The organism is Fictibacillus sp. 18YEL24 (genome assembly GCF_015903855.1).
Classification (GTDB): domain Bacteria; phylum Bacillota; class Bacilli; order Bacillales; family Fictibacillaceae; genus Fictibacillus; species Fictibacillus phosphorivorans_C.
In genome coordinates this window covers 1-13,192 of sequence record NZ_JACZDT010000011.1, presented here as the reverse complement: position 1 = coordinate 13,192, position 13,192 = coordinate 1, and the positions used below count along the sequence as shown (strand labels likewise).

Annotated in this window: 10 protein-coding genes, 8 tRNA genes and 1 rRNA gene; 1 reads left to right on the top strand and 18 read right to left on the bottom strand. The window is 40.7% G+C overall.

From position 1 onward, the window contains the following. Positions 1-90 precede the first annotated feature (90 nt). The 8 genes from HU823_RS20885 to sigW form a co-directional block, all read right to left on the bottom strand. Positions 91-513 (bottom strand): pyridoxamine 5'-phosphate oxidase family protein, encoded by a 423-nt coding sequence (locus tag HU823_RS20885; RefSeq protein ID WP_197223254.1) that lies wholly within the window; start codon positions 511-513, stop codon positions 91-93. 168 nt (positions 514-681) lie between these two features. Next, positions 682-2,391: an ABC transporter ATP-binding protein gene (locus tag HU823_RS20880; RefSeq protein WP_197223253.1), complete on the bottom strand. Its 1,710-nt coding sequence runs from the start codon at positions 2,389-2,391 to the stop codon at positions 682-684. Positions 2,392-2,918: 527 nt separating this feature from the next. Then, positions 2,919-4,721, bottom strand: a complete 1,803-nt coding sequence (gene glmS, locus HU823_RS20875; RefSeq protein WP_197223252.1) for a glutamine--fructose-6-phosphate transaminase (isomerizing) — start codon at positions 4,719-4,721, stop codon at positions 2,919-2,921. A 478-nt stretch (positions 4,722-5,199) separates the two neighbouring features. Further along, positions 5,200-6,540 (bottom strand): phosphoglucosamine mutase, encoded by a 1,341-nt coding sequence (gene glmM / locus HU823_RS20870; protein ID WP_197223251.1) that lies wholly within the window; start codon positions 6,538-6,540, stop codon positions 5,200-5,202. 18 nt (positions 6,541-6,558) lie between these two features. Beyond that, positions 6,559-7,872, bottom strand: coding sequence for a CdaR family protein (locus HU823_RS20865; RefSeq protein ID WP_144704636.1), 1,314 nt, complete (start codon positions 7,870-7,872; stop codon positions 6,559-6,561). Continuing rightward, entirely contained in the window at positions 7,856-8,689 is an 834-nt protein-coding gene (gene cdaA / locus HU823_RS20860; RefSeq protein WP_144704633.1) for a diadenylate cyclase CdaA, read from the bottom strand. Before cdaA ends, HU823_RS20865 begins: the two co-directional genes overlap by 17 nt. A gap of 197 nt (positions 8,690-8,886) precedes the next feature. Further along, positions 8,887-9,561 carry an anti-sigma factor family protein gene (locus HU823_RS20855; protein ID WP_144704630.1) on the bottom strand — a complete coding sequence of 225 codons (675 nt, stop codon included), beginning with the start codon at positions 9,559-9,561 and terminating at the stop codon, positions 8,887-8,889. 5 nt (positions 9,562-9,566) lie between these two features. Then, the gene (gene sigW / locus HU823_RS20850) at positions 9,567-10,142 is read right to left on the bottom strand and encodes an RNA polymerase sigma factor SigW (protein WP_144704627.1); all 576 of its coding nucleotides are present in this window, start codon (positions 10,140-10,142) and stop codon (positions 9,567-9,569) included. A gap of 200 nt (positions 10,143-10,342) precedes the next feature. Between sigW and HU823_RS20845 the strand changes: the two genes are divergently transcribed. Next, positions 10,343-10,513, top strand: a complete 171-nt coding sequence (locus HU823_RS20845; protein WP_171005666.1) for an aspartyl-phosphate phosphatase Spo0E family protein — start codon at positions 10,343-10,345, stop codon at positions 10,511-10,513. 32 nt (positions 10,514-10,545) lie between these two features. Here HU823_RS20845 and rocF read toward each other — a convergent pair whose 3' ends face one another. From rocF to rrf, 10 genes are all read right to left on the bottom strand, one after another. Next, positions 10,546-11,445, bottom strand: coding sequence for an arginase (gene rocF / locus HU823_RS20840; RefSeq protein WP_197223250.1), 900 nt, complete (start codon positions 11,443-11,445; stop codon positions 10,546-10,548). Positions 11,446-12,068: 623 nt separating this feature from the next. After that, positions 12,069-12,144 (bottom strand) — tRNA-Ala (locus HU823_RS20835). An 11-nt stretch (positions 12,145-12,155) separates the two neighbouring features. After that, a tRNA-Gly gene (locus tag HU823_RS20830) sits at positions 12,156-12,229 on the bottom strand. 45 nt (positions 12,230-12,274) lie between these two features. Next, positions 12,275-12,359: transfer RNA gene (locus HU823_RS20825), tRNA-Tyr, on the bottom strand. A 70-nt stretch (positions 12,360-12,429) separates the two neighbouring features. Continuing rightward, positions 12,430-12,505, bottom strand: a tRNA-Thr gene (locus tag HU823_RS20820). Positions 12,506-12,517: 12 nt separating this feature from the next. Beyond that, positions 12,518-12,593, bottom strand: a tRNA-Val gene (locus tag HU823_RS20815). Between the two features lie 18 nt (positions 12,594-12,611). Beyond that, positions 12,612-12,686: transfer RNA gene (locus HU823_RS20810), tRNA-Glu, on the bottom strand. A 24-nt stretch (positions 12,687-12,710) separates the two neighbouring features. Continuing rightward, positions 12,711-12,786: transfer RNA gene (locus tag HU823_RS20805), tRNA-Thr, on the bottom strand. A gap of 9 nt (positions 12,787-12,795) precedes the next feature. Next, positions 12,796-12,870 (bottom strand) — tRNA-Asn (locus tag HU823_RS20800). Positions 12,871-12,916: 46 nt separating this feature from the next. Next, positions 12,917-13,032 (bottom strand): 5S ribosomal RNA (gene rrf / locus HU823_RS20795). Positions 13,033-13,192 lie beyond the last annotated feature (160 nt).

The following is a 13,192-nucleotide window of genomic DNA, read 5'->3' as shown; positions in this document are numbered from 1 at the left end:
TATTATCTTCCTTTTTATTACAAATGCTCTCCTTTAAAGAATTTAGACGTACAAAGGCCCCTCTTTTATTCAAAAGAGAGGCCTTTATTTTTATAATTCTAATGTTTGTGGTTCGTGTTCACCATCATTCATAAGTCGAATCAAACTTGGTTTGATTTCAAGCAAAATATAGTTAGGGTCATTCGGACCTTCGAAATAGTGTTTCATTTGATCGTTCCAAAACTTTTCTTTTAACCCTTGATCATCTCGAATGGTAGCTGTACCTTCAATTTCAAGATAAGAATCGTTGTATCCTTCTCCATCATAGCCGACTAGTACGTGAACATTCGGGTTATCTTGAATCTCGTCCGCTTTATGTGTCTCGATACTTGTTGGCGTGTAAAATGTGAGTTCGTCGTGGAAGAAGGTCATATAGCGAGAATGTGGCTTGTTCTTCTTTACCGTTGCCAGCACGCCCGTCTGTTTCTTGTCTACTACTTCAAATACTTTATTTTTCATCTGTTCTTTATCCATGTCATCCACTCCTTAAAAGTTTGGCTCTATTATATCTACCTTTTAGGATGGAAAATAAAACATCATGTTATACATAGATTTGACAGAGAGTTTTTTATTTACAAAGTCGCATTCGTTACCCTTGCTCTTTCAACGGTGTCTATGAGATCATGAGCCACTTAAATCAACTCATCCAAACTGCGCTGCATGTAAACGGCTATAAATTCCTTTTGATGCTAACAAATCGTGATGATTGCCTTGTTCTGCTATTCCTTCATTCGTCACTACCATTATTCGATCCGCATTTTTTATCGTTGCAAGTCTATGTGCGATAACGAGTGTGGTTCGTCCTTCTGTTAATTCTTCTAATGCTTTTTGAATCGCAACTTCAGTTTCCGTATCTAATGCAGATGTAGCTTCGTCTAGGATCAAGATCGGCGGGTTTTTCAAGAACATACGAGCAATGGCTAGTCTTTGTTTTTGTCCTCCGGAAAGCTTTACCCCTCTTTCGCCAATCACTGCCTTAAGTCCGTCAGGTTGATCCTTAATAAAGTCATCCAATCGAGCTCGCTTTGCTGCATCCATAATTTCAGCATCGGTCGCGTCTAAGTCACCGTATGCAATATTTTCTTTGATCGTACCTGAAAATAAGAAAACATCTTGCTGCACGATACCGATCTGTTTTCGTAATGATTCTAGCTTCATCTCTTGTATGTTGATACCATCTATTGTGATTGATCCACTTTGAACATCATAAAAACGAGGCAGCAGACTGCATAGCGTAGTCTTACCTGCGCCAGATGGTCCGACAAATGCGACAGTCTCACCAGAGCGAATAGAAAGATCGATGTTATTCAGAACTGATCTGTGACCTTCATAACCAAACGTCACACCCTGATAGCGGATCGCGCCTTTTAAATCAACCTCTATAGCATCTTCTGAATCTGCTATATCAGGGGCTGTGTCCATGATTTCAACGAACCGCTTAAAACCAGCTATTCCTTTAGGATAACTTTCAATAACAGCGTTTATTTTTTGGATCGGTCCGATCAAAATGTTTGATAACAAAATAAAAGCAACAAACTGTCCATACGTTAGTTCACCTGAAATGACAAAGTACGTACCAAATAATAAGGTGAAAAGTGTCACTAATCTCATTAACACATAGTTGGACATAACGTTTTGAGCCATGATCTTATAGGATTGAAGCTTTGTTAGACGATAATTCTTATTGTTTTCTTTAAACTTTTCCTGTTCATATTTTTCGTTCGCAAAAGCCTGAACAACACGTATTCCACCGATGCTATCCTCTACTCTTGCATTGATCTCCGCTACATCCTGAAACATTTTTCTAAACGTAATCGTCATTTTTTTATTAAAGTAAATAGCTAGAATGATCAATAAAGGAATAACGATAAATGACAAAACAGCGAGCTTCCAATTGATCGTTAACATGAGTCCGAACGACCCAATTAACGTCATAATCGCCACAAAAACATCTTCTGGCCCGTGGTGAGCAACTTCTCCGATCTCTTCCAAGTCTTTCGTAAGGCGAGAAATACTATGACCAGTCTTATTGTTATCATAATAGCCAAACGAGAGTTTCTGCATATGAGTGAACAGCTGCTGACGCATATCTGTTTCAATATTGATCCCAAGTTTGTGCCCCCAATACGTGACAACAAAATGAAGAAACGTATTTAAAAGATAAACGAGCAACAAACCTAGACAAGCTAAAGAGATAATCTCCCAGTTCCCATCAGGAAGAAGCTTATCGATCACTTGGTTTACAGCTAATGGAAAGGCCAATTCCAGAATTCCAACTAGAATGGCACAAGTAAAATCAAGTATGAACAACCATTTATATGGTCTATAATAAGCAAAAAAGCGAGCTAACATGTATAGAACTCCTTTACTGTTTTAATCGAGATAGCACTAATTGAAATCCATTCTCAATTATACAGAATAAAGGATTTTCTTACAATTTAAAATGACTTAACCGTTGTTCTTTTTTAAGAGGTTATTCTTTTGTTATCTCTTATCGCTCTTACGCAAGTTGAATGTAGCCCAAGGTTGCTGCCTGCGACGAGATACAGCTTGCCTCATAAAAAGGGAGCGGCATGGAACGAAACCAGCACTTACAAAATCAAAAGAAGTTAACGAAAACAGCCTAAAAAGTAATTGCTAAAATATCTTTTCACGTCATATGCAAGTTGATTGTAGCGTAAGGTTGCCGACTCCTATGGGACGAGCGGTCAGGTGGAGACTCCTAAAGGCGCAAAGCGGCAGGAGGCTCACCGTTCGCCCCATGGAAAGCGAGCAACCTGGAGCGGAAAGCAACCACTTTCAAGAATATCAATATTTACGAAAATACTTTTTAAAAGCATGCAAAAAACCTCCCGTATCGCTACAGGAGGTTTTTATGTCTATTCTACTGTTACTGACTTCGCAAGGTTACGCGGCTTATCTACGTCACAGTCGCGGTGAAGCGCTGCGTAGTAAGAGATCAGCTGCATTGGAAGTACAGATACTAACGGCGTCAAGTAAGGGTGGATCTTCGGAAGAACGACGCGGTCGCCTTCTTCTTGCAGACCATCCATAGAGATCACACATGTGTAAGCTCCACGTGCCGCTACTTCTTTCACGTTACCACGGATGCTTAAGTTAACATGCTCTTGAGTTGCAAGAGCGATAACTGGTGTACCGTCTTCGATCAATGCGATCGTACCGTGCTTTAATTCTCCTCCAGCAAAACCTTCTGCTTGGATGTAAGAGATTTCTTTTAATTTTAGTGCAGCTTCTAAACATACGTAGAAGTCAGCAGCACGCCCGATGAAGAATGCGTTACGAGTTACAGCTAAGAACTCACGTGCGATCTTCTCCATCTCTTCTTTTTGATCACAAAGAACTTCCATCGCGTTTGCAACGATCGCAAGCTCTTGTAGCGGATTGAAGTCTAACTCGATACCTTTTGCACGAGCAGAGTCAACTGCTAGGATTGCCAGTACTGCGATTTGAGCTGTGTATGCTTTCGTTGATGCTACTGCGATCTCAGGACCAGCATACAAGTTAAGCGTGTAGTTTGCTTCACGAGAAAGTGTAGATCCTGGAACGTTCGTGATTGTTAATGCTTTATGTCCAAGTCTCTTCACTTCAACCAATACGGCACGGCTGTCTGCAGTCTCACCGGATTGTGAGATGAAGATGAACAACGGCTTTTGTGATAAAAGCGGCATGTTGTAAACAAACTCACTCGCGATGTGTGCTTCAACAGGAATGTTCGCGATGTTTTCAATCAGCTGTTTTCCAACAAGACCTGCATGGTAGCTCGTTCCGCAAGCGATGATATATACACGGTCCGCGTCTTTCATAGCAGCACGGATATCATCATCCAGCTTAAGATCGCCATTTTCATTTTGGTATTGATTGATGATGTTACGCATTACGAAAGGCTGCTCATCGATTTCTTTTAACATGAAATGAGGATACGTGCCTTTTTCGATGTCGCTTGCATCTAATTCAGCTGTATATGGTGCACGCTCTACTGCTGTACCGTCAAGAGTCTTGATCGTATAGCTGTCACGTGTCACGATTACGATTTCTTTATCCATTAATTCAACGTATTGATCTGTTTGAGAAAGCATTGCCATTGCATCACTTGCAATAACGTTAAAGCCTTCACCTTTACCTACCAATAATGGGCTCTTGTTCTTACCAACATAGATGGTTTCAGGGTTTTGGTTGTCGATTAGTCCAATCGCATAAGAACCTTTTAACTCAGACAATGTACGGCGGAATGCTTCTTCCACTTCCATGCCTTCGTTCACAAAGTATTCTACTAGCTGAACGATAACTTCTGTATCTGTTTCAGACAACAGTTCAACACCTGAGATGTATTGTTTCTTCACCTGTTCATAGTTCTCGATTACACCGTTATGCACAAGTGTAAAGCGTTCTGTTGAACTTTGGTGTGGATGAGAGTTAACTCTGCTTGGAACTCCGTGTGTTGCCCAGCGTGTATGTCCGATACCAACGGATGCTTCTACTCCAAGATCTACGTTTTCACGAAGATTTGCAATACGTCCTTTTTCTTTGAACACGTGAACTCCGTCTTCATTCAATACTGCAATACCAGCTGAGTCATATCCGCGGTATTCTAATTTTTCTAATCCGCGTAAAAGGATTTCCTTCGCGTCATTATTCCCAATATATCCAACGATTCCACACATAAATAAGCGTCCTCCTTAAAGCCATCACACTCTGCTGACGGCTTTCATAAGGGGGCCGTGAGCGGGGCTCACAACCCCACCTATGTTCTCTATTTTTATTTTTTTCACTTGCTTTCGTCTTTGTACAGGAAGTCACCTTACCTGGTTTGAACAAAAGCTTACGGAAGTGATGTTCCGAGAGGCATCCGCCGAAATATCGATGAACCTCTTCCTCGTCAACTGCTCATTTTCCGGTCAGCAGTTCAGGCGCTTTGGATGAATGATTAACTGTAAACTCCTTCCTTTTATTTGAAGTAAACAAAAATAATCATACACGGGTTTTTCAAAACCGTCAATTATTATTCTTTCCCAATATGAGAAAAAATTGAAACATAATGTTCCATATTACAAAAATATGCATACACAGCTCTTCCTGTGAGCCGCATATGCATATGTTTCGTGCCCTTTTTTATTTTATGAGGGACCGTTTCTTTTTAATTTAAACGAGCTCAGCCTTTACTACTTCTACGATTTTATCTGCATGCTCTTGGCAGAGTTCTTCTGTTGGAGCTTCAACCATTACACGCACGAGTGGCTCCGTCCCAGAAGGACGAACAAGCACTCGGCCGTTTCCTTCAAGCTCTGTTTCTACCTTATCGATCGCCGCTTTGATCGCATCGTTTCCGTTTAACTTAGACTTATCCGCTACTTTTACATTGATAAGAAGCTGAGGGAACTTAGCCATCTCACCTGCAAGCTCGGATAGTGGCTTTCCTGTTGCTTTTAAGATCGAAGCCAGCTGAATGCCAGATAGAAGCCCGTCTCCTGTTGTCGTGTAGTCTAAGAAGATGATATGACCAGACTGTTCTCCACCAAGGTTAAAGTCATTCTTACGCATCTCTTCCATTACATAACGGTCACCTACAGCTGTTTGTGCCGATTTCATCTCGTTTGCCTCTACAGCTTTATAGAAACCTAAGTTACTCATTACTGTTGAAACGACTGTATCTTGCTTCAAACGTCCTTGTTCTTTCAGGTGCTTCGCACAGATGAACATGATTTGATCTCCATCGACGATGTTTCCTTTTTCATCGATAGCGATCAAACGGTCTCCGTCACCATCGAATGCTAGCCCCATATCGCAGCCTTTTTCTTTTACAAGTTCAGCAAGTTTCTCAGGATGTGTACTTCCTACACCTTCATTGATGTTTAGACCGTTCGGACTTGTACCCATCGTAGAGATGTCTGCTTCAAGATCAGCAAACAGATGTGGCGCATGTGACGAAGTCGCTCCGTGCGCACAATCTAAAGCGATATGAAGACCAGAAAAATCTCCAGGAACCGTTTGTTTCAGATAATGCATATACTTTTGGCCGCCTTCAAAATAATCGCTGACAGACCCTAAGTCTCCGCCTACAGGACGAGGAAGTTCATCTTGTTCATTATCCAAAAGTGCTTCTATTTCTGCTTCTTGCTCATCTAACAATTTGAAGCCATCTGCTCCAAAGAATTTAATACCGTTATCTGCTACCGGGTTATGCGAAGCTGAAATCATAACACCTGCTTGTGCGCCTAAGGCTTTTGTTAAGAAAGCAACTCCAGGAGTAGAGATTACGCCTAAACGCATTACTTCCGCACCGATGGATAGAAGTCCCGCTACAAGAGCACCCTCTAGCATCTGCCCCGAAATACGTGTGTCACGCCCGATTAAGATTTTAGGTCTTTCTGTATTTTTTGTAAGAACATATCCTCCAAAGCGCCCTAATTTAAATGCTAGTTCAGGCGTAAGTTCTGTATTTGCAACTCCTCTAACTCCGTCGGTACCAAAATATTTTCCCATTATTGCTCTCTCCTTCAACTATTGACTGCTAGTCTCTGTTTGAATTTCCACACTGGCTTCCTGAACTGTACCTGTCAGTTCAACATCCCCTGGATTTTTCCAATCTATCTTTACTTTATGTGTGCCTTGATCGAGTGAACTCACATCTACGATTCCTTGCAGATCAGACTTTTTAAGAGAGTTAAGCACACTCTTTTTTCCTCTTACCGTTACATCGACAACTCCATCTGCTGGATCTAAAAATGTTGCTTGTTTGTCAGCGTCACTTCCGAGCAGTGTTAATGGAACATCACTAAACGTTTTTGTCGACTCTTGATCGACTTCTGGTTCTGCTTCCGTTTCGGCATCTGCTTCTGTTTCCGTCTCAGTACCCGTTTCTTCAACGTTAACATCTACCGTTACTTCTTTTAGAGAAACGTCGTCGATCCCATCTGGTACAGGAACATCAACAGTAAGTGTCGTATCTTTTTTGATCTCACTTAAATCTATCGTTATCTCATTAAAAGAATCAATCTTTTCTAGAGAAGTTGTTGTACCCGTTAATGTGATCTCGCTCGGATTCGATGTGATCGATTGAAGAGAAAGTCCCTCATCTAATTTCCCTTTCGTTTCGATAGAGATCGGTACCGTTTTCTTTGGCTTCTTGATCGGCACGGTTACTTCAGCTACTCCTGGGTTGATCTGAACATCGATTAAATCTCCTTGTTGATTGTATGCACGCAGTGGAACTTTTGTTTGAATTCCTTCATCTGCATCCGTTACATCAACAAACCCTGTGATGAATGAGATCTGATCAATCATCCCTTCGGCACCTGTCACATCAACCGTTCTCGGTGAGAACTCAACTTCACCTACTGTATATCCTTCAGGCATTTTTCTTTTGTTCTTCAAATCCACGTTCACGTTCATTTCTTTTGTTACTTTTTTATGCAGAATAACATCTACGTAATCTGGATTTATCTTAGCCTTTACACCCTCAGGCAGACCTTGAACTTGAACTTTTACCCGTTTGTTTCCAGGTTTCATATTCGTGAGGTCAATATAGACTTCGAATTCTTTATCTACTTTTGTCGCTTTTGTAATCAAACGGCTGGATCCAGTTAATGTTAGGTCAACCGATGATGGCATATCGGTAAGTACATATTGATTGTCATCAAAATAAGGTTTGATCTGTACGTTCTCGATCGTCTCACTTTCGGTATACATTTTAGAGAATATTGAATTGTTCGCTGCTTCTTCCTGCGTCTCCATCGTTACGATCGTATACATCATGAGGGCTAGGAGGAAAGCAATAATTTTTACAAACCATGAACTACTAAGGAGTTTGTCCATTTTTCTTTCCCCTCCAATTCCAGCGAGTTGAGGAAGTGGACTTGTTGGCAATAATCAATTCTGCGTTTAACAAATTTCTTAAAGACTCTTCGTCCAGGTTACGATAGATCTCTCCGTTCTTCGTAAGTGAAATCGTACCTGTTTCCTCAGAAACGATAACCGTTATGGCATCTGTTACTTCACTGATCCCTAGTGCAGCTCTATGTCTTGTTCCCAGCTCCTTTGAGACAAACGGACTTTCCGTCAATGGTAAATAGCAACCAGCTGCATAGATCTGACTTTGCTTAATGATGACTGCCCCATCATGTAAAGGCGTGTTCGGCACAAAAATATTTGTCAACAATTCGGAAGATAGATGCGCTTTGATTGGTATGCCGGTTTCCACGTATTCACTCAATCCCGTTTCTCGTTCGATCGACATGATTGCTCCTATTCGTCGCTTAGACATATAGTTCGTCGACTTACAGATCGCGGCAATGGCTTTTTCCATCTCTTCTTCTTCAGGCAGTCCTGTACGAGAAAAGAACTTTCCACGTCCAAGCTGCTCTAGAGCTCGTCTTAACTCTGGCTGAAAAATAATGATGATGGCAAGAAGACCGTATGTAATCACTTTGTCCATCAGCCATGACATCGTTCTGAGATCAAACGAACTACTTAGAAACCAAACAACGATAATCACGGTTATCCCTTTTAGCAATTGAACAGCTTTCGTACCGCGAATCAGCATGATAAGCTTATAGATCACATAGGTTACTAACAAGATATCTATGATCTGAGTAATGTAATTAAATATATTAAAATCAGCGATTGGTAACATAAATTCCCTCCCAACCCAGTTTGTCTTCCAAGTTGAAGTATTTAGTGGTTCTTTAGATGATAGTGTTTCGAAAAGTAGTATTCCTTTAAAACTTAAAATAATTTTTTAACCTACTTATTATAGCATACCTCAATGTAAAGAAAACTTGGCATGACTTTCACATGTTTTACTCATGATGGTTGGATGATTTTTTTTATTTAGTAAATTTGAACAAGAAAAAAAGCCGTGTGAGAACGGCTTTCCTGATGAGTGTCATTCATTGCTTCATCATTCGTACTAACTAAAGATTTCAACTTATACCATACCCATTCGACCACTTGACCAATTTCCTGACTGTGGCCAGTTACTTCCCCAGCCGAAGCAAGATATTGATCGCCTTTTATGACCGTTACGTCACCTTCGACCTTGCCTTCTATTCGGACATCTGCATTCTCTACAACTAAATCGCCTTTAATTGTTTCCCCAGCTGGAACGACAACTACACGTTCATTCTTTTTGATCTGCAGATTTCCTTCGCCTTTTACAACGGCGAGGTCTTGTTGATTATAGCTCGTGAACACAGATGCTGCCATAAAGAACATAAAGATCGCTGCAGCCGTTAGAGCAGGATGGCTCTTCATCCAGCGCATCCACTTTACTTGTTGCTTCTCTTTAGGCAATTTAGCCATTACAGCCTCTGTAAAGCCCTCTGGTGCCTTAATATGGGATTGCAACTGCAATTCCTTCAGTGTAACCGTCAGCAGCTCAAACTCTTCTCTACACGTCTCACAATCCTTAAGATGATTGTGAAAGTTTTGTTCTTCTTCTTTTGTTGCATCACCATCAAGTACTTTATTCATTAATTCATCATATACGGAAGCTTCACAATGCATTATTATCACCTCGTTTTTACGACCATTTGAAATACTTTCTTCAACGCTTCCCGACCTCGATGTATACGAGTTTTTACGGTTGGAACAGGTATGTCCATAATCTTGCTGATCTCTTCTAACGAGAGATCTTCAACGTATTTTAAAAGAATAGCGGTCCTGTATTTTTCAGGAAGCTTCATGATTTCTGCCTGAAGTTCATTCCACTCTTCATTCTCTGTAACCACTTCTTCAGGTAAAGGTTCTTCACTAGAAAGCTGGCTATACATCGTAGCACCATCTGTTCCTGGTACTTCTGCATCTAGATAATAATCTGGCTTTTTCTTCCTTAACCTATCGATACAAAGATTTGTAGCGATACGAAAAATCCAGGTTGAAAATTTGTATTCACTGTTGTACTTACTTATATTACGGTAAGCTCTTAAAAAAGTTTCTTGTGCTAAATCTTCTGCTTCATGTCCATTGCCGACCATCCGGAAACAATGCCGGTATATTTTATCTTTAAACAGGTCCACAATGCCTTCAAACGCTTCTTGGTCCCCTTTTTTAACTTGGGTCACCATATTCGCTATTAAGGCGTCCATTATCTTATCACCACTCGGATTTTATTTACGTACCAGCATTTCATAAGTTTCAAATCTTTTCATATTTTTTTATTTTATCATGTTGCAGAATTTGACGAAATAAAAAGGTATTTTTTTCTAAATAATGCGTTTTAAATAAATCAGACCTGGGAATATTAATCATATAAAATATTATGCTGAGGCAGAAAGGGGTAGTTTGTATGCATAGAGATTTATTAATCGAACAGATCGAACACTCCAGACAGCAAATGAATGAACTCTCAAAACATCTTCCACTAATCGCACAAGAAGTAGTTGAACTCTCACAAGAGATCGATCACCTGCTTAACCAATATCAACGCATAAATGAAAAAGAACAGTTGCATCTATAAAGAGGCAACTGTTTTTATTTTGTATTCGTCTATTATAGTAGTTTCTCTCCAAATAAAGAACCCATTAAAGCTACAGCAACCGTTGCTGTTTTGTTCTTTTCATCTAAAATAGGATTAACTTCTACAAATTCCGCTGAAGTGATAATTTCCGCTTCAGCAAGCATTTCCATCGCTAAGTGACTCTCTCTATAGCTGATTCCTCCAAGTACCGGAGTTCCAACACCAGGTGCATCATGTGGATCAAGACCATCTAGATCAAGACTTAAGTGAACACCATCTGTATGTGCTAAGTATTCAATCGTCTCTTCCATAACTTTCGCCATGCCTAGACGATCCACTTCATGCATCGTATAAACTTTAATCCCTTTTTCTTTGATCAGCTCACGTTCTCCTTCATCTAATGAACGTGCTCCAATAATCACAATATTTTCAGGTTTGATCTTTGGTGTGTAGTCGCTTATGTTAGTAAGCCTTTCATGACCAATACCAATACTTACAGCAAGAGGCATTCCATGAATGTTTCCGCTCGGAGATGTATCCGCAGTATTCAGGTCTCCATGCGCATCATACCAAATGACACCTAGATTCTCATAGTGCTTAGAAACCCCAGCCAATGTACCAATGGCGATACTATGGTCGCCGCCTAATACAAGTGGAAACTTCTTATTCGAGATTACAGTTGATACCGTTTGTGAAAGCTTTTCACTCGCTTCAATGACACCTCTTAAGTTTTTTAGATTACCTTCGTTTTCAATACTTTGTTTTTCTGGACGAGCAATATCTATATCACCAAAATCTTCTACACGATAATCCAGGTTCTCAAGGCGTTCAACAACACCTGCATATCGAATCGCACTCGGCCCCATATCCACACCGCGGCGCATTTGTCCTAAATCCATCGGTACACCGATTACTGTAATATCTTTCAACATTTCTTCTTCCTCCCTTATGAAAAACACAAAAAAACTTTGAAAATCTATCTCTATTGTAGCTGTAAGGGATTTCATGGTTCAACTGGACAAAATGTTGCATAGATATACCAAAAAGAAAGCGCTTTCGGACATCTGTTACATATTTATAAGGTTTAGGTTAAAAAAGGATAAAAAGAAGATGGCTTCGAGCCATCTTCTTTCCGTTTTTCTTAATGAGCAGAATTCTGTTTAACTTGTCAGTACTGAAATGGGGATTCTTTAGAAGGTGCCGTTTCATGAGTTGAAAAATAGACCGCTAAAACAAATACCATTCGGGGTATTTGTGGAGCTAATTCTAGAAATATCAGCAATAATTCTAGATATTACGCAGATAATACGGCGATTTTCGGCTATAATTCGGCGAGTTTTGCTCCTATATCGGCGAGTCGTCATAGTTCGACAATACTTATGAGCCACATACCCTTCACCCTACTCCAAAACTGACTCAAGTATACTAAACGTGATAACACTATTTACTAGCAGCGAAAAGTTAAGATTACTATCAAACGTGAAATATATTTTAAAGTTTTTCCTAAACAATAAAAAAACTTCAGGCATCGCCTGAAGTGAAATGATTATGTATATGGTGGAGCTTAGCGGGATCGAACCGCTGACCTCCTGCGTGCAAGGCAGGCGCTCTCCCAGCTGAGCTAAAGCCCCGAAGAAATAAATGGAGCGGGTGATGAGAATCGAACTCACGACCAGAGCTTGGAAGGCTCTTGTTTTACCACTAAACTACACCCGCATATTCTATTAGTATCGTCTAACTTTTTAATCGTTAAACATAAGATGGTGGAGGGGGACGGATTCGAACCGCCGAACCCGGAGGGAGCGGATTTACAGTCCGCCGCGTTTAGCCACTTCGCTACCCCTCCACATAAAAAAAGAGAGTTACTCTTCAAGCACTTCTACGTGCTCTGTGTCTACTATCATAAAAAGTAAACATGGTGCCGGCTAGAGGACTTGAACCCCCAACCTACTGATTACAAGTCAGTTGCTCTACCAATTGAGCTAAACCGGCAAGCAAAAAAAATGGTGGAGGATGACGGGTTCGAACCGCCGACCCCCTGCTTGTAAGGCAGGTGCTCTCCCAGCTGAGCTAATCCTCCAAAAGTATTTATAAGAAATGGTGACCCGTACGGGATTCGAACCCGTGTTACCGCCGTGAAAGGGCGGTGTCTTAACCGCTTGACCAACGGGCCATAACTGTTTGTTTAAGTATGATATGGAGCTTCCAACCGGGCTCGAACCGGTGACCTCTTCCTTACCATGGAAGCACTCTACCTGCTGAGCTATGGAAGCAAGTAAAAATGGCTCCACAGGCAGGACTCGAACCTGCGACCGATCGGTTAACAGCCGATAGCTCTACCACTGAGCTACTGTGGAATAATGTAATGAAAATCCACAACTAAGTTGGAATTTTGAGATTATAGCCCAGCGACGTCCTACTCTAACAGGGGGAAACCCCCAACTACCATCGGCGCTGAAGAGCTTAACTTCCGTGTTCGGTATGGGAACGGGTGTGACCTCTTCGCCATCATCACTGGACCTAGTTACGTATGTAACACTCTCAAAATCATTTATCCTGTTGGGACAAGATAAATTTTATTATATTTTAAAGCATTTTGCAAGAGATTTTTTAATGATTTTCATCATTTTTTATGTTCTCTCAAAACTAGATACGACGTTTCCAAACGTTATGCTTTTT

What these genes read in the sequence shown, in the direction of transcription:
- HU823_RS20885 (WP_197223254.1), bottom strand. Translation starts at nt 513, where the DNA reads ATGGATAAAGAACAGATGAAAAATAAAGTATTTGAAGTAGTAGACAAG.
- HU823_RS20880 (WP_197223253.1), bottom strand. Translation starts at nt 2,391, where the DNA reads ATGTTAGCTCGCTTTTTTGCTTATTATAGACCATATAAATGGTTGTTC.
- glmS (WP_197223252.1), bottom strand. Translation starts at nt 4,721, where the DNA reads ATGTGTGGAATCGTTGGATATATTGGGAATAATGACGCGAAGGAAATC.
- glmM (WP_197223251.1), bottom strand. Translation starts at nt 6,540, where the DNA reads ATGGGAAAATATTTTGGTACCGACGGAGTTAGAGGAGTTGCAAATACA.
- HU823_RS20865 (WP_144704636.1), bottom strand. Translation starts at nt 7,872, where the DNA reads ATGGACAAACTCCTTAGTAGTTCATGGTTTGTAAAAATTATTGCTTTC.
- cdaA (WP_144704633.1), bottom strand. Translation starts at nt 8,689, where the DNA reads ATGTTACCAATCGCTGATTTTAATATATTTAATTACATTACTCAGATC.
- HU823_RS20855 (WP_144704630.1), bottom strand. Translation starts at nt 9,561, where the DNA reads ATGCATTGTGAAGCTTCCGTATATGATGAATTAATGAATAAAGTACTT.
- sigW (WP_144704627.1), bottom strand. Translation starts at nt 10,142, where the DNA reads ATGGACGCCTTAATAGCGAATATGGTGACCCAAGTTAAAAAAGGGGAC.
- HU823_RS20845 (WP_171005666.1), top strand. Translation starts at nt 10,343, where the DNA reads ATGCATAGAGATTTATTAATCGAACAGATCGAACACTCCAGACAGCAA.
- rocF (WP_197223250.1), bottom strand. Translation starts at nt 11,445, where the DNA reads ATGTTGAAAGATATTACAGTAATCGGTGTACCGATGGATTTAGGACAA.